This is a genomic window from Pseudohalioglobus lutimaris, assembly GCF_002866825.1.
GTDB classification, from domain to species: domain Bacteria; phylum Pseudomonadota; class Gammaproteobacteria; order Pseudomonadales; family Halieaceae; genus Halioglobus; species Halioglobus lutimaris.
Window position 1 is genome coordinate 152,540 of record NZ_PKUS01000007.1, and the last position, 15,947, is coordinate 168,486.

The 15,947-nt window shown below is 58.3% G+C and carries 14 protein-coding genes; 11 read left to right on the forward strand and 3 right to left on the reverse strand.

Annotation, left to right across the window (positions count from 1 at the left end; translation table 11 throughout):
* Positions 1–20 precede the first annotated feature (20 nt).
* From C0039_RS07825 to C0039_RS07860, 8 genes are read left to right on the forward strand one after another with little or no spacing between them, the layout of a single operon-like run.
* Complete coding sequence (locus C0039_RS07825; protein ID WP_076000984.1) at positions 21–533, forward strand: CvpA family protein; 513 nt, start codon at positions 21–23, stop codon at positions 531–533.
* A gap of 18 nt (positions 534–551) precedes the next feature.
* Positions 552–2,075: an amidophosphoribosyltransferase gene (gene purF / locus C0039_RS07830; RefSeq protein ID WP_076000985.1), complete on the forward strand. Its 1,524-nt coding sequence runs from the start codon at positions 552–554 to the stop codon at positions 2,073–2,075.
* 6 nt (positions 2,076–2,081) lie between these two features.
* Complete coding sequence (locus tag C0039_RS07835) at positions 2,082–3,281, forward strand: O-succinylhomoserine sulfhydrylase (RefSeq protein ID WP_101517762.1); 1,200 nt, start codon at positions 2,082–2,084, stop codon at positions 3,279–3,281.
* 23 nt (positions 3,282–3,304) lie between these two features.
* Positions 3,305–4,234, forward strand: a complete 930-nt coding sequence (locus C0039_RS07840) for an AAA family ATPase (protein WP_076000987.1) — start codon at positions 3,305–3,307, stop codon at positions 4,232–4,234.
* Positions 4,235–4,253: 19 nt separating this feature from the next.
* On the forward strand, positions 4,254–5,246 hold the full coding sequence (locus C0039_RS07845; protein WP_243391580.1) for a DUF58 domain-containing protein: 993 nt from the start codon (positions 4,254–4,256) through the stop codon (positions 5,244–5,246).
* Positions 5,243–7,228 (forward strand): transglutaminase TgpA family protein, encoded by a 1,986-nt coding sequence (locus tag C0039_RS07850; protein WP_101517763.1) that lies wholly within the window; start codon positions 5,243–5,245, stop codon positions 7,226–7,228. The genes C0039_RS07845 and C0039_RS07850 overlap by 4 nt, the downstream gene beginning before the upstream one ends.
* On the forward strand, positions 7,228–7,731 hold the full coding sequence (locus tag C0039_RS07855; protein ID WP_076000989.1) for a GNAT family N-acetyltransferase: 504 nt from the start codon (positions 7,228–7,230) through the stop codon (positions 7,729–7,731). Before C0039_RS07850 ends, C0039_RS07855 begins: the two co-directional genes overlap by 1 nt.
* The gene (locus tag C0039_RS07860) at positions 7,728–8,771 is read left to right on the forward strand and encodes a TIGR03617 family F420-dependent LLM class oxidoreductase (protein WP_084179774.1); all 1,044 of its coding nucleotides are present in this window, start codon (positions 7,728–7,730) and stop codon (positions 8,769–8,771) included. Before C0039_RS07855 ends, C0039_RS07860 begins: the two co-directional genes overlap by 4 nt.
* An 81-nt stretch (positions 8,772–8,852) precedes the next feature.
* Here C0039_RS07860 and acnB read toward each other — a convergent pair whose 3' ends face one another.
* Positions 8,853–11,468, reverse strand: coding sequence for a bifunctional aconitate hydratase 2/2-methylisocitrate dehydratase (acnB, locus tag C0039_RS07865; protein WP_101517764.1), 2,616 nt, complete (start codon positions 11,466–11,468; stop codon positions 8,853–8,855).
* A gap of 184 nt (positions 11,469–11,652) precedes the next feature.
* Here acnB and C0039_RS07870 point away from each other — a divergent pair, with 184 nt between their 5' ends.
* Both C0039_RS07870 and C0039_RS07875 read left to right on the forward strand, forming a co-directional pair.
* A complete protein-coding gene (locus C0039_RS07870; RefSeq protein ID WP_076000990.1) occupies positions 11,653–12,123 on the forward strand; it encodes a DUF1289 domain-containing protein in 471 nt (156 codons plus the stop codon).
* Positions 12,120–12,737 carry a MiaE family protein gene (locus tag C0039_RS07875; protein ID WP_101517765.1) on the forward strand — a complete coding sequence of 206 codons (618 nt, stop codon included), beginning with the start codon at positions 12,120–12,122 and terminating at the stop codon, positions 12,735–12,737. Before C0039_RS07870 ends, C0039_RS07875 begins: the two co-directional genes overlap by 4 nt.
* Before the next feature lie 147 nt (positions 12,738–12,884).
* Here C0039_RS07875 and C0039_RS07880 read toward each other — a convergent pair whose 3' ends face one another.
* Together C0039_RS07880 and C0039_RS07885 are read right to left on the reverse strand one after the other, a co-directional pair.
* The gene (locus C0039_RS07880) at positions 12,885–13,595 is read right to left on the reverse strand and encodes a UDP-2,3-diacylglucosamine diphosphatase (RefSeq protein WP_101517766.1); all 711 of its coding nucleotides are present in this window, start codon (positions 13,593–13,595) and stop codon (positions 12,885–12,887) included.
* A complete protein-coding gene (locus C0039_RS07885; protein ID WP_076000993.1) occupies positions 13,596–14,093 on the reverse strand; it encodes a peptidylprolyl isomerase in 498 nt (165 codons plus the stop codon).
* A 195-nt stretch (positions 14,094–14,288) separates the two neighbouring features.
* Here C0039_RS07885 and C0039_RS07890 point away from each other — a divergent pair, with 195 nt between their 5' ends.
* A complete protein-coding gene (locus C0039_RS07890; RefSeq protein ID WP_101517767.1) occupies positions 14,289–15,947 on the forward strand; it encodes a glutamine--tRNA ligase/YqeY domain fusion protein in 1,659 nt (552 codons plus the stop codon).

Here is a 15,947-nt window from a genome sequence, read left to right on the forward strand (position 1 = left end):
CCCCGTGCGGGAGAATACGCTTGATCGACCTTTCCCAATTCAATGCCGTCGACTGGATAATCATCGTGGTAATCAGCGTGTCGGTTCTGCTGAGCCTGTGGCGCGGGTTTGTGCGCGAAGCACTGTCCTTGTTGGGTTGGGTGGCGGCCTTTGTGGTGGCCCACGTTTTTGTCGATCGACTGGCGATAGAGCTCGCGGGTGTCATTGCCAATGTAACGGGGCGCTATATTGCGGCTTACGCGCTGTTGTTCGTCTCCACACTGGTAGTGTTTACGCTGGTCGTAAAAGTGGCTTCGGGACTGGTGCGTGCCGCGGGACTTAGCGTACTGGACAGGCTGCTGGGTACGATTTTCGGCTTTGCCCGCGGTGTGATTATTATTCTGGTGGCAGCATATGTAATCAGGCAACTGGTCCCACCTGAGGATCAACAGTGGATGTATCAGTCGGTATTGATGCCCCACCTGAATATGTTGGCCGATTGGGTCCAGACCGTATTTTCCAACACCGTCCCTGGAGGCGGTATCTCAACCTGAGAGAAGAGGTGAAGCAGGATGTGTGGCCTGGTGGGAATGGTGGCAAGCAACAATGTGGCCCCGGATATATACGACGCACTGACGGTGTTACAGCATCGCGGTCAGGACGCGGCAGGGATTATGACCTGCGAGGGCGGTCGTTTCAGCCTGCGCAAGAGCGAGGGTCTGGTGCGTGATGTGTTTCGTCAACAGCACATGCAGCGCCTGGAGGGCAGCATTGGTATCGGCCATGTCCGCTACCCTACTGCGGGCAGCTCCGGCCCGGCTCTGGCGCAGCCGTTCTATGTGAATTCTCCCTATGGCATTGCGCTGGCGCACAACGGCAACCTGACCAACGCAGAGCAACTTGGTCGCGAGCTGTTTCAGGACGACCTGCGTCATCTCAATACCGACTCCGATTCAGAAGTGTTGCTGAACATCTTCGCCCACGAGCTGCAGATACAGGGCAAGCTGTCCCCTGTGGCAGATGATATTTTCAAGGCGGTAGAGGCCGTCCATCGGCGCTGCAGCGGCGGCTATGCCGCCGTTGGCCTGATCGTCAATTACGGTGTGGTGGGTTTTCGCGACCCTATGGGCATACGTCCTCTGGTTGTGGGCGAGCGAGTAGGACCTGGCGGCAAGAAGGACTACATGATTGCCTCAGAGAGTGTTGCCCTGGACGTACTGGGCTTCAGCATGCTCGGCGACGTGGCTCCCGGTGAAGCCGTTTTCATCGATATGCAGGGTAAATTGCATCGCCGCCAGTGCGCGGAAGCGCCGATGTTGCGGCCGTGCATCTTCGAGCATGTATATTTCGCCCGTCCCGATTCGCTTATGGACAGTATCTCGGTGTACAAGACGCGGATGCGCCAGGGCGCCACACTGGCCAACAAGATCCGCCGCGAACGTCCTGACCTGAATATTGACGTCGTGATACCCATCCCGGATACAAGTCGCATTGCCGCTCAGTCCATGGCGTATGAGCTGGATATCAAGTTTCGCGAAGGCTTCATGAAGAATCGCTACATAGGCCGCACGTTTATTATGCCCGGCCAGAGTGAGCGCAAGAAGTCGGTGCGCCAGAAACTGAATCCCGTGCCCCTGGAATTTGAAGGCAAGGATGTGATGCTGGTGGACGACTCCATCGTACGCGGTACAACTTGCCGGCAGATTATCCAGATGGCTCGCGACGCCGGCGCCCGCAACGTTTATTTTGCCTCAGCTGCGCCGCCGGTGCGCTTTCCCAACGTCTATGGAATCGACATGCCCTCAGCCTCGGAGTTGATAGCTCACGGTCGTACCGTCGACGAGGTGTGCAAGAAAATCGGCGCCGACTGGCTGGTTTACCAGGACCTGGATGACCTCATCCGCTGTTCCGCTGACGGCAATGACGACATCGAAGGCTTTGACTGCTCGGTTTTCAGCGGCGAGTACATCACCGGTGATGTCGACCAGCAGTACCTGGATCATATTGAAAATCAGCGCAACGACGAAGCGCAGAGCATGAAGCGCGCAGCGCAACAGGAGGAGGGCGCCGTTGTGGGAATCCACAATAATGCCTGAGCACAGATGAACGATAATAACGACGATCCCCTGCAGGGTGCAGGCCTGGATACACTTGCGGTGCGTGCCGGTATCGCACGTACGGCAGAGGGCGAACACTCCGAGCCCATTTTTGCGACCTCCAGTTACGTGTTCGACTCGGCAGCCGAGGCCGCCGCCCGATTTGGCGGAGAGTCACAGGGTAATGTTTACTCACGGTATACCAACCCCACTGTGCGAACGTTCGAGCAACGTATGGCCGCCCTTGAAGGGGGCGAGGCGGCAGTGGGAACGGCCTCGGGTATGGCTGCGATCCTGTCTACAGCCATGGCCCTGCTGAAAGCGGGCGACCACGTGGTCTGCTCCCGGGATGTCTTTGGCACTACCACCAACCTTTTTGCCCGGTACATGGCGAAGTTTGGTGTGGACGTCACCTTTGTACCGCTGCTGGACCTGGAAGCCTGGGAGCGCGCGATCACACCGCAAACCGTTATGCTGTTTCTGGAGACGCCCAGTAACCCGCTTTCCGAGGTCGCCGACCTGGCTTCGCTTTCAGCTCTGGCACGTGCCAGCAACTGCCTGCTGGTAGTCGACAACTGCCTTTGCACACCGGCGCTGCAGACGCCGCTGGCCCTGGGCGCGGATATTGTTATCCACTCGGCGACCAAATACCTCGACGGGCAGGGGCGCTGCGTGGGCGGCGCGGTAGTTGGAAGTCAGCAACACATGGCCGAGGTAGAGACCTTCCTGCGCACTTGTGGGCCGACCATGAGCGCCTTCAACGCCTGGGTTTTCCTCAAGGGCCTGGAGACGCTGCGCCTGCGGATGGACGCGCATAGCACCGCAGCCCTGGAACTGGCCAACTGGTTGGTACAGCAGCCCGCTGTCGAGAAGGTCTACTATGCCGGATTGGAAAGCCATCCAGGGCATGACCTGGCGAAGCGACAGCAGCGAGCCTATGGCGGTGTTCTCTCGTTTCAGGTTAGAGGGGGTCAGGCCGAGGCCTGGCAGGTGATCGACGCCACCCGCATTATGTCGCTCACCGCCAACCTGGGTGATGCCAAGACCACAATCGTGCATCCGGCCACCACCACACATGGTCGTCTCAGTGACGAGCAGCGTGAACTAGCGGGCATCGGTCGTAACCTGATTCGTGTTTCCGTGGGGCTGGAGAGCATAGAGGATCTCAAGGCCGACCTGCAGCGAGGGTTCGCTGCGCTGGGCTGAGTGTAAGAAACCGGGGCAACAGCATGCAGTTACAGGAAACGATTGACGCCGCCGTGGCTGAGGTGGGTACGGTATTGCTGGGTAAGGAACCGCAAATACGTCTCGCCCTTTGCTGCCTGTTTGCCCGTGGTCATCTGCTGATTGAAGATCTTCCCGGTATGGGTAAAACCACGCTGTCTCATGCCCTGGCGGATGTATTGGGCCTGTCCTGGAATCGTGTTCAGTTTACCAGTGACCTGCTGCCAGCCGATATTCTGGGTGTGTCGGTGTACAACCGCAATGATGCCACCTTCAGTTTTCACCCCGGCCCTGTGTTTACGCAACTGCTGCTCGCTGACGAGATCAATCGCACCACTCCGCGCACCCAGAGCGCACTGCTGGAAGCCATGGGGGAGGGTCAGGTCACCGTGGAGGGAGAAACTCGACCGCTGCCCGATCCCTTTTTTGTGGTTGCCACCCAGAACCCGGTTCATCAGTCCGGCACCTATCCGCTGCCCGAGTCACAGCTCGATCGCTTTCTGATGCGCCTTGAGTTGGGCTACCCTCATCCGCAGGCCGAGCGTGAAATGTTCCTGCGAGAACGCAGTAATCGCGGCGAGCGCAAACCACTGCGGCAGATCATCAGTCAGGACCAGCTTCTGCGGATTCGTGAGGCGGTGATGCAGGTTCATGCCTCCGACAACTTAGTGGACTATTTGCAGAGGTTGGTTGCCTATACGCGGAACAGTCCCGAGTTTGAGGTTGGCCTTTCTCCGCGAGGGGGCCTGGCACTGCTGGACTGCGCGCGCACCTGGGCGGTTATGAACAGTCGTGGCCACATTGTTCCCGAGGACCTGCAAATGGTGCTGCCAGCAGTGGCGGGGCATCGACTCGTTCCCAGCGGTGATTACGCGGGCGACGGTGCAGCGCTGGTGACCCTGCTGCAACGCAACGTAGACGTGATTCGTCCCTGAGTCTCTGGCATTGAACACGGTGGCGGGATCGGCAACGGCATCGACTATAGGGTTGCGGGTCAGGCGTCGCTTTCGCGCCTGGATCAATAGACGGATTCCCCCGTCACGGGTGACCACGCTTAACCAGCGACGCATCTTTATTTTCCCCAGTAAGGCTGGCCTGTTCTACGCGCTGTGTATGTTGGTCATGCTGCTGGCGGCCATCAACTTCCAGAACAATTTGAGCTATGGCCTGACGTTTCTGCTGTTTACCTTGTTTATCGTCGCCATACTGCACACCTACGCCAATCTCTCTGGCCTGACTATTCGGGCAGTACATGCGCGGCCGGCATTCCCCGGCCAGCGCTCCGAATTTGAATTGCAGTTGGAGCGCAGTCGCCGCGGGGAGCATGTGGGCCTGCGCTTGCAATGGCCGGGCGGATCTCCGGTCTCCGCCAGCCTGGTGGATAGTGACTCACTGCGCCTGCAGATGCATTTGCAGGTGGGGCAGCAGCGGGGTTGGTACAGCCCGGGACGCCTGCTTATAGAGTCCTCTTATCCCCTGGGACTGCTGCGCTGCTGGAGCTGGATTGATCTCGACCTGCATGCACTGGTCTATCCCCGTCCACTTGCATCAGCGGAACTGCCGGGACTGGCTGCAGAGACGCCCGATGGCGCGGCAGTGCTGATAGAGGGTAGCGATGATTTCTTTGGCTTTCGTGACTATCGACAGGGAGATTCGCTGAGGCAGATATACTGGAAGGGTCTGGCGCGTGGTCAAAACGTACAGGTAAAACAGTACGTGGCCTATGCTGATCGCAGCGTTTGGCTGGACTGGGAGATGTTCACCGGACTGGGTACTGAGCAGCGCCTGTCTCATCTGTGCTACTGGGTGCTGCAGTTTGATGCACAGGGTGATGAGTACGGCATGCGTTTGCCGGGGGTGACTATCGCACCCGACTGCGGTGAGCGTCACCGGGAGAGCGTGCTGCGTGCTTTGGCGTTGCACGGCACAGGGGAGCCCTCGCCGTGAAGGTGGAGCAGCAGATTCCGCGCAATGCCCTGGTGTGGATAATCATCAGCCTGTTTACGCTGGTGTTACCGCACATCGAGCGCGTTCCCCACTGGGTGTTATCAGTTTACGTTCTCTCCGCCATCTGGCGGGTGATGGTTTACCGCGGGCGCTGGTCGTTTCCGCGCTGGCCGATCAAGCTGGGGCTGATCTTCGCCGCGTTTGCCGGCATTCTGTTCAGTTATCGCAGCCTGATTGGCCTGGAGCCCACGGTGGCTCTGCTACTCGCGGCGTTTGCCTTCAAGCTGCTTGAGTTGAAGGAACGAAAGGATGCCTACGTACTCCTGTTCCTGGGCTACTTCGTCATACTCACCGAATTCCTGTTCAGTCAGGACCTGCTGATAGTCCTGCTCTGCGTGGTCAATGTGGTTTTGGTGACGACGGCCCTGGTGGCATTGCACCGCCCCGGGGTGGATAGTTTCAGCACCAGGCCGCTGACCAAAGCGTCTTTGATGGTACTGCAGGCAATGCCCCTGATGCTGGTGCTTTTCTTTCTGTTCCCGCGCATCGGCCCGCTGTGGACTGTACCCATAAAGAGTCAGCAGGCGACCACGGGTATGAGTGAGTTCATGACGCCGGGTGATGTTTCACAACTCAGCCGCTCCAGCGAAGTGGCGTTTCGGGTGGAGTTCGATGGTGCGATACCTCCCCGGTCAACGCTCTACTGGCGTGGGCTGGTAATGAGCCGTCTGCGTGAAAATACCTGGAGCGCACTGGATTACTACGAAGTACCTGCCCGCGAGAGGCGGCCCCAGGAGCCGCAGTTCACAGGTGTACCCTTACGCTACTCGGTGATCATGGCGCCTACCCAGCAGCGCTGGCTATACAGTTTGCGCTATGCCCGCAGCACGGACGCGGGGATTCTTAATGCGGCGGATTACCGATTGTTCCGTCCGGTGATCATAGAGGATGACCTGCTTTACCGCGTAACGTCCTGGCCCGCGGCGCAACTGGAAGAGAGGCTTTCAGATTGGCGTAGGCGCACTGAGTTGGCCCTGCCGCCTCAGGCTAATCCGCGAGTACGACAGTTAGCGCAATCCATCGCGGCAGATGCGCATGACAGCCAGGAAATCGTCGACGCGGTACTGACGCTGTTCCGTGAGCAGCCCTTCGTGTACACCTTGCAGCCGCCGCTGTTGCCTCAGCAAGATCCCATGGACGCATTCCTGTTCGATACACGGCGTGGCTTTTGTGAGCATTATGCTTCTGTATTTGTCATTATGATGCGTGCTGCCGGTGTGCCGGCACGTGTTGTCGCCGGCTATCAGGGAGGAGAGGTCAATCCGGTCAATCGCACGGTCATTGTGCACCAGTTCGATGCCCACGCTTGGGCGGAAGTGTGGATACAGGGGCAGGGCTGGGTACGTGTGGACCCGACTGCCGCTGTTTCTCCCGAGCGTATCGAATTGGGCCTGGAAGAGGCACTGGCCGGGGAGGGCAGTTTTCTTGCTGATTCGCCACTGTCGCCGCTGCGCTATCGTCGAATTGACATTATCAACAAGCTGCGCCTGCGCTACGACGCCCTGACTTATCGTTGGCAGAGCTGGGTGGTTGGTTTCAACGCCGATACGCAGTTGCAGCTTCTGCAACGTTGGTTCGGTGAGTTCAGCGCCCGCACGTTTGCCGTGGTGATCCTCGGCAGCTGGGCGTTGGTACTGATCCCCGTGGGCCTGGTGCTGTTACTGCGCCGTAAAGTGCACAAGCTGAGCAAGCTTGACCGGCTTTACCTGCGTTTCTGCGACAAGTTGGAGAAGCGGGGAGTGACGCGTGAGGCAGGAGAATCGCCGTCGGCATTTGCCTCGCGAGCACAGCATCAACTGCCGCTTATGGCCCGGAGTATCGCCGATGTTACACAGCGCTATCAGCGCCTGGCCTATGCCGGAACGGATGACAGCGACCGCGAGCTCGATGAACTTGCCAGAGCGGTAAGGAAGTTGAACTGATGATCAGAACCGTGCGCAGTTCCGATATCCCCGTCCTTCTTGAGATATACAATCATTACATTCTGCATTCGCCTGCGACATTCGAAGAAGAGACAATCGATGGGGAAAACATGGGCGAGCGTATCCATACGGTGCATGGACTGGGGCTGCCCTGGCTGGTTGCAGAGGAGGGAGGGCAAACAGTTGGTTATGCCTACGCCAACCGGTGGCGCGAGCGAAGTGCCTACCGGCATAGCGTCGAAGTCACCGTTTACATTGCGCCGGAGCATATAGGGGAAGGATGGGGCCGGCGCTTGTATCAGGCGCTGTTCGATAGCCTGCGGCAAAACAATATTCATGTTGCGCTCGCGGGTATTACTTTGCCCAACGCGGCGAGTGTGGCCCTGCACGAGAAGATGGGTATGCGCAAGGTCGCCCACCTGGAAGAGGTGGGCTTCAAACAGGGGCAGTGGCTGGACGTGGGCTACTGGCAGATCAATTTCCAAGGGGAGCATGAGAAGTGACGCAGGGCACGACATTCAAGATTGATGGACCATTTTATTCCACACTGGATACGGCCGCCGCCGGCGCCGCCGAACTTGCAGGTATAGGATACGACGGCCTATACACGCTGGAGGGCGCGCACGATCCCTTTTATCCGCTGGTTATCGCGGCAGAACACGCCCCCGGGATTGATATCGCCACGTCCATTGCCGTCTCATTTCCGCGCAATCCCCTACACCTTGCCTACCAGGCGCTGGATCTGCAGAACTTTTCCAAGGGGCATTTCTATCTGGGCCTGGGGTCGCAGATTAAACCGCATATCGAGAAGCGCTTCGGTACCGAATTCTCGCCGGTAGCGGCGCGCATGCGCGAGCAGATTCTAGCGATCAAGGCGATCTTTGCCTGCTTCCAGCATAACGAGCCGCTCAATTTCCAGGGCAATTACTACCGCCATACCCTGATGACGCCCATGTTTAATCCCGGGCCCTGTGAATATGGTTTGCCGCCCATACTCACCGGTGGCTTTGGCCCGAAGATGTGCCAGATGGCTGGGGAGGTGGCTGACGGGCTGATTGTTCACCCGTTTCATACCTTGCCCTATATCGACCAGTGCGTGCTGCCCAATGTTCGCCAGGGGCAGGCTTTGCGCGCAGATCCGGCCGAGGCTTTCCTGCTGTCCTTCTCAGCGATGGTGATTACCGGCAGCAGTGAACGGAACCTTGAGAACGCATATAACGGTGTGCGTAGCCTGATCGCTTTTTACGGTTCCACACCATCCTACTTGCCTGCGCTGGACGCCGTGGGCTTCGGTGACCTGCAGCCCAGGCTGAATCGCCTGTCCAAGGAAAACAACGTAAAGGAAATGGAGGCGTTGATTCCACGGGAGCTGGTTGAGCAGATTGCCGTCATCGGCGAACCTCACGAAATTGCACAGAAGCTGGTGGAGAAGTACGGCGGTATGGCCTCGCGAATCGGCATTTATGCACCGTACTTTGCCGAGCCCGGGGTGTGGCAAGGCATTATCGCTGATATCAAAAGGCTGCAGGGACGTGAGGACTGAATCATTGCCACGTCACCCGTTTAACGGAGCATAAAAAAACCCGCCTGGGCGGGTTCTTTTATGGCGCAGTGTCAGCGTTGATCAGGCGCTTAACTCCTGTATCTCCACCGCAGCGATACGCGCGCCTTCTTCTGCGCTCTTCTGGAACTCCACAATCTGGTCGAAGTTCATGTAGCGGTAGATTTCATCGGACATCGCATCCAGGTCCTTGGCGAAGGACATATATTCCTCCGGCGTGGGTAGCTTGCCGAGGATGGCGCCTACGGAGGCCAGCTCAGCACTGGTGAGATAGACATTGGCACCATCACCGAGTCGGTTGGGGAAGTTTCGTGTGGAGGTGGACAGTACCGTGGAGTTGGCGGCCACTCGCGCCTGGTTGCCCATGCACAGCGAACAGCCGGGCATTTCGGTGCGTGCTCCGGCTGCGCCGAAGATGTTGTAGTAGCCCTCCTGCATCAGCAGGTGCTCGTCCATGCGCGTGGGCGGCACAATCCACATGCGGGTGGAAATACCACCCTTGTGTTGCTCCAGCAGTTTGCCGGCCGCGCGGAAGTGACCGATGTTGGTCATGCAACTGCCAATAAAGACTTCGTCAACCTTGTCGCCGGCTACAGAGGAGAGCAGACGGGCATCGTCCGGGTCGTTGGGGCAGCAGACGATTGGCTCGGTCACGTCTGCGAGGTCAATTTCAATGACGGCGGCGTATTCAGCGTCCGCGTCGGCCTTCATCAGGCTGGGATTGGCCAGCCACTCTTCCATCTTGCGCGCGCGGCGTTCCAGGGTGCGCGAATCGCCATAGCCTTCAGCGATCATGGAGCGCAGCAGTACGATGTTGGAGCGCAGGTACTCGGCGACAGTGTCCTCGTCGAGGTCGATGGTGCAGCCGGCCGCGGAGCGTTCTGCCGATGCATCGGAGAGCTCAAACGCCTGCTCTACGGTGAGGTTCTTCAGGCCTTCGATTTCCAGTATGTTGCCGGAGAAGATGTTTTTCTTGCCTTTCTTTTCCACGGTCAACAGGCCTTGCTTGATCGCATAGTAGGGAATGGCGTGCACCAGGTCGCGCAGTGTAATGCCCGGCTGCATGTCGCCCTTGAAGCGCACCAGCACCGACTCTGGCATATCCAGCGGCATCACACCGGTGGCGGCCGCAAACGCCACCAGGCCCGATCCGGCCGGGAAGGAAATACCCATGGGGAAGCGGGTGTGGGAGTCTCCGCCGGTCCCTACAGTGTCGGGCAGCAGCATGCGGTTCAACCAGGAGTGGATGATGCCATCGCCGGGGCGCAGGGAAACACCACCGCGGGTCATGATGAAATCGGGCAATGAGTGCTGCGTGTCAATGTCCACGGGCTTGGGGTAGGCCGCGGTGTGACAGAAAGACTGCATGGTCAGGTCTGCAGAGAAGCCCAGGCACGCCAGGTCTTTCAGTTCGTCGCGGGTCATCGGGCCGGTAGTGTCCTGTGAGCCCACGGTGGTCATAAGCGGCTCACAATATGTACCGGGGCGAATACCGTCCGTACCGCAGGCCTTGCCCACCATCTTCTGTGCCAGGGTGAAGCCCTTGCCGGTATCAACAGGCTGCTCGGGCGTGCGGAACAGGTCTGTTGCGCCCAGGCCCAGAGCCTCGCGCGCACGGGTAGTCAGACCGCGGCCAATGATCAGGTTGATGCGGCCACCGGCGCGCACCTCGTCCAGCAGTACGTCGGACTTCAGTTCAAACTCAGAAATCACCTCGCCAGACTCAGAGAGAATCTTGCCGTCGTAGGGACGGATCTCGATCACGTCGCCCATGCCCAGGTTGTCTACCGGTGCCTCGAATACCAGCGCGCCGGCGTCTTCCATGGTGTTGTAGAAAATCGGGGCAACTTTACCGCCGATGCAGATGCCGCCGCCTTTCTTGTTAGGCACGCCGTCGATTTCGTCGCCGAAGAACCACAGCACGGAGTTGGTGGCAGACTTGCGCGACGAGCCGGTGCCGACCACGTCGCCAACGAACGCAACGGGGAGGCCCTTGTCCTGAATGTCCTGTATCTGCTGCATTGGGCCGGTGACACCGTGTTCTGCCGGCTCCAGGCCATCGCGGGTCATCTTGTACATGGCCAGCGCGTGCAGTGGAATGTCCGGACGCGACCAGGCATCGGGCGCGGGGGAGAGGTCGTCAGTGTTGGTTTCGCCGGTGACCTTGAATACGGAAACCTTGATTGATTCGGGTACAGCGTCCTGGTTGGTGAACCATTCGCCATCCGCCCAGGACTGCATGACACCCTTGGCATTCTCATTGCCGTTGGTGGCGAGCTCGGCCACATCATGGAAGGCGTCAAACATCAGCAGTGTGTGCTTGAGTTCCTCGGCGGCCTGTGTGCCGAGATCCGCGTCTGTCAGTAAACCGACCAGCGTTTCGATGTTGTAACCACCGTGCATATTGCCCAGCAGTTTGACCGCTGCCAGGCGATCGATCAGCGGGCTCTCAGCCTCGCCTTTGACGATAGCAGAAAGGAAGCCGGCCTTGACGTAGGCGGCCTCATCCACGCCGGGGGGGACGCGTGTGGTGATCAGGTCCAACAGGTAGTCTTCCTCGCCCGCAGGCGGGTTCTTCAACAGCTCTACCAGGTCGGCAACCTGCTCTGCGCTCAGGGGTTTGGGAGGAATATTCTGTGCGGCGCGTTCGGCCACGTGTTCGCGATATGCTTCTAGCACGGTAGAGCTCCTTTGACTGTGAAGAAGTCCTCCGGCAGAGGGTAGCGCCGGTGGCTCCTGTAGAGAAAAATTCGGGCAAAAGTATAGCTCACGAGCAAAATAAGATAAATGAATTGCCCCCTATATCGTGCATTCATCAGGGTGATATTCTAAACTCGCGCCCTGGCCGCGGTGGCGTTTGGAAATGCTCGATCATACTGTAAAAACTCCGTGTATTGGCGTCTGCTCAACGGGCATTGGCGACAGTGTCTGCCGCGGTTGCAAGCGTTTCAGTCATGAGGTGATCGACTGGAACAGTTATACGCCCGAGCAGAAGCGGATTGTCGACAGGCGTCTCTCCGGGTTTCTCTCCCAGTGTGTCAGCAACAAGCTGCGAGTGACTGATGCGGCGTTATTGAAGTGGCAGCTGCAGACACAGAATGTGCGTTTTGTGGCGCATCATGATGAATACTGCTGGTTATTCAGTTTATTGAAAGCCGGTGCTGGCCAGATAGAGCATCCTGGGGACTTCGGTTTTGAAGTGGACCTGCCCTTCAGGGAAATGCCGCTTACCGACCTGCGCGAGCTGATAGACAACGAGTTCCTGTTGCTATCCCAGGCCCATTACGATCGATATATAGCCATGCCCGACCTGTTTAGCGGAAACCCTGAATGAGCAAAGCCGTCGACATTTCCCCGATACTGGAGTTCCTCGCCTGTCCCACCCCGCGGGCATGGGTGGACTGGGCCTTGCAAAATCAGGACATACTCCTTATTGATCATGCCAACTGCGAAAAGAAAGCAGCCTCTACCGCGCTGAACCTGATGTATCGCTATGTCGAGCATCATGAGCTGCTCAACAAGCTTTCCCGGCTGGCCCGCGAGGAGTTGCGTCATTTTGAGCAGGTGATTGCCATCATGAACCAGCGTGGTGTGGACTACCCGCAGCTGGGCGCCGCGCGCTATGCCGGCAGCCTGCGCAAAGAGGTGCGTACACAGGAACCCGCGCGACTGGTGGACACATTGCTGATCGGTGCCATCATTGAAGCCCGCTCCTGTGAGCGTTTCGCGGCCCTCGCACCCGAGCTGGACGACGAACTGCAGCGCTTCTACCTGTCGTTACTGAAGTCGGAGTCCAGGCATTTTCGGGACTACCTGAAGTTGGCGGAGGAGGCCAGTTCTGCCGGTGAAGTTGAATCACGGCTGAGCGTGTTGCTGGAGCGGGAGCGGGAGCTGGTCGAGTCGCCCGATACCGAGTTCCGGTTTCACAGCGGGGTTCCGTCAGGTTAGGTTGTTTTGGTGTGAGCACGCCCACAGGGTTGTCTGTCCTCCCTGAGCCGTTGGTCAGGCCTGGATTGGAACGGTCAAGCTTGCAGAGGCCCGGAGTGCCGCCTCATCGCGTAATGTTTTTATTGAAGTAGTTGCGCTAACCTATTGTTAAATAGGGAAATCGAGAAGCTCGAAGCTGCTGGAAGTAGCCTCGATGCACCATCCCCTGGAATCCCAGTCACCGAGCACAATGCGCTCGCCTTGCGCGGACCTGTGTCGCGCGGGCCGGTGAGTATGGCCGTGAATCAGCCTGCTGACACCCGCCTCGACCATCACCCGGTCGACCTCCGACGGGGTAACATCCATGATGTCCTCCGCCTTGTTCGAGCTGGCCTCCTTGCTCGCCGAGCGCAAGTGCGCGGCGAAGGCGCGGCGCTCCGCCAGGGGCTTTGCCAGCAGGTCTGCCTGCCATTGGGCATCGCGGGCGGTGGCGCGAAATGCCATATACTCGCTATCGCCGGTGCACAGACTGTCGCCGTGCATTAGCAGAGTGGGAGTGCCATAGAGGTCGATGACGCTGGGATCAGCTAGAAGCGTTGCCCCTACCGATGTGCAGAATGCCTCGCCAAGGAGGAAATCACGGTTGCCCTGCATCAGCTTCAGTGCAGGGCCCGCAGCGGTGAAGCTGCGGAACAGGTCCGCTATTTGCGCCGCAAAAGACGAATCATCATCGTCACCCACCCATACCTCGAACAGGTCGCCGAGGACATAGAGGGTATCGCAGTCGTTATTGTTCTGCAGGAATGCCGCCAGGGCCCCGGTGATGTCGGGCCTGGCGGTATCCAGGTGAAGATCGGAAATGAAGAGCGTGCGCGACACCTAGTCTTCGACGATAGTGACTGACTCAATAATGACCGGGTCAGCGGGCACGTCCTGATGACCGCCTGTGGAGGTGGTGGGTACGGCGCGGATCTTGTCCAGCACCTCTTCACCGCCTGTCAGCTTGCCAAATACCGTGTAACCCCAGCCCTGCATGTTTTTGCCAGAGTGGTTAAGGAAGTCATTGTCCTTCACGTTGATGAAAAACTGCGCGGTGGCGGAGTGGGGGTCCATGGTGCGCGCCATGGCGACGGTACCGAAGTCATTCTTCAGGCCGTTGTCAGCCTCGTTTTCGACGGGCTCACCGGTAGGCTTCTGCTGCATGTCAGTGTCGAAACCGCCACCCTGGATCATGAAATTGTCGATTACGCGATGGAAAATGGTGCCATCGTAAAAGCCGTCCCGCGCGTATGCGAGGAAGTTTTCTACTGTTTTGGGCGCTTTCTCTGCATCCAGTTCCAGCTTGATTTCACCGAATGTGGTGCGAATGATAACCATGGTACTCGTCCCTGTGGGTTAGATTCTTGTGAGGGGGGCAATAATACGGGCTTTTCCAGCACAGGAAAACAGGATCGGAGATGAAAGCCGGGTTAATTGCCCCCGGAGATGAGAAAGAGGTAGCAATTGGCTTAAAGCCACCGGCTTTCGTGGCTATAATACGCGCCCTTTGAAATACCCGGGCCATCAGAATCCATGGAAAACACCCCCGCCAGTAACTTTTTGCAGAATATTGTCCGCGACGACCTCGCCGCAGGCAGGGTCACCGAGGTGGTGACCCGGTTTCCGCCCGAGCCCAACGGTTACCTGCATATTGGTCACGCGAAATCCATCTGTGTGAATTTTGGCCTGGCAGAGGCCAATGGTGGTCGCTGCAACCTGCGCTTCGATGACACCAATCCCGAGAAAGAGAGCCAGGAGTTCATTGATTCCATATTGGAGGATGTGCGCTGGCTGGGTTTTTCCTGGGATGGGGAAGTGCGCTTCGCCTCCGCCTACTTCCAGCAACTCTATGACTGGGCCGTGTACCTGGTGGAACAGGGCAAGGCCTATGTTTGTGATCTTAATGCCGAGCAGGCCCGCGAATACCGGGGAACACTGACTGAGGCGGGCCGCAACAGCCCCTATCGGGATCGCTCTGTGGAGGAGAATCTTGACCTGCTGGAACGGATGAAAGCGGGAGAATTTGCCGAGGGTGAGAGGGTACTGCGCGCTAAAATCGATATGGCTTCGCCCAATATGAACATGCGTGACCCGATTTTGTACCGCATTCGCAAGGTCCAGCACCACCAGACCGGGAAGGATTGGGTGATTTACCCCACCTACGACTTCGCGCACGGCCAGGAGGACGCGATTGAGGGCATAACGCACTCTGTATGCACGCTGGAGTTTGAGGACCACCGCCCCCTGTATGACTGGTTTATCAATAACCTGCCGGTACCCAGTAAGCCGAAACAGTATGAATTCGGCCGCCTCAACCCGAGCTACACTGTCACCAGCAAGCGCAAACTCAAGCAACTGGTTGATGAAGGTGTGGTAAGCGGCTGGGATGACCCACGCATGCCCACTGTGTCGGGCATGCGCCGGCGCGGTTATACGCCAGCGGCTATTCGAAAATTTTGCGAGATGATCGGCACCACCCGTTCAGACGGGGTAGTGGACGTGGCGATGCTGGAATTTGCTATACGCGAGGACCTGAATGAGAACGCGCCACGAGCGATGGCGGTCCTGAATCCTCTGAAAATCATATTGACAGATTATCCCGAGGACAAGGTGGAACTGCTGAGCGCGCCTGCTCATCCAACGCGCGAGGAGCTGGGAGAGCGCGAACTGCCTTTCACGCGTGAGGTCTATATCGACGCTGAAGACTTCCGGGAAGAGGCCAACAAGAAGTACAAGCGCCTGGTGCTGGGCAAGAGGGTGCGCTTGCGCAATGCCTATGTGATCGAGGCTGACTCGGTGGTACGTGACGAGCAGGGTAACATCACCGAGGTTCACGCGCATACGATTCCCAACACCATCGGGGAAAACCCCGAGGACGGCGTCAAGCCCAAGGGTGTCATTCAGTGGGTGTCTGCCAGTCATGGCAAGCAGGCGGAAGTGCGGCTGTATGATCGCTTGTTCAACCATGAGGCCCCTGACCGGGGAGACAATGACTTCATGGCACACATCAATCCTGACTCACTGCAAGTGGTGGAGCAGGCCTGGATAGAACCCTCCCTGGCTGATGCAAAGCCGGAGCAGGGCTTTCAGTTCGAGCGCGAGGGCTACTTCGTTGCCGATCGTGACGAGCACAGCGCGCAACATCCGGTGTTCAATAAAACCATCGGCCTGCGCGATACCTGGCAGGGGTAA

Bases quoted from the DNA above. Each gene is read 5' to 3' on its own strand.
- purF (WP_076000985.1), top strand. From the start codon at position 552: ATGTGTGGCCTGGTGGGAATGGTGGCAAGCAACAATGTGGCCCCGGAT.
- C0039_RS07835 (WP_101517762.1), top strand. From the start codon at position 2,082: ATGAACGATAATAACGACGATCCCCTGCAGGGTGCAGGCCTGGATACA.
- C0039_RS07840 (WP_076000987.1), top strand. From the start codon at position 3,305: ATGCAGTTACAGGAAACGATTGACGCCGCCGTGGCTGAGGTGGGTACG.
- C0039_RS07855 (WP_076000989.1), top strand. From the start codon at position 7,228: ATGATCAGAACCGTGCGCAGTTCCGATATCCCCGTCCTTCTTGAGATA.
- C0039_RS07870 (WP_076000990.1), top strand. From the start codon at position 11,653: ATGCTCGATCATACTGTAAAAACTCCGTGTATTGGCGTCTGCTCAACG.
- C0039_RS07875 (WP_101517765.1), top strand. From the start codon at position 12,120: ATGAGCAAAGCCGTCGACATTTCCCCGATACTGGAGTTCCTCGCCTGT.
- C0039_RS07885 (WP_076000993.1), bottom strand. From the start codon at position 14,093: ATGGTTATCATTCGCACCACATTCGGTGAAATCAAGCTGGAACTGGAT.
- C0039_RS07890 (WP_101517767.1), top strand. From the start codon at position 14,289: ATGGAAAACACCCCCGCCAGTAACTTTTTGCAGAATATTGTCCGCGAC.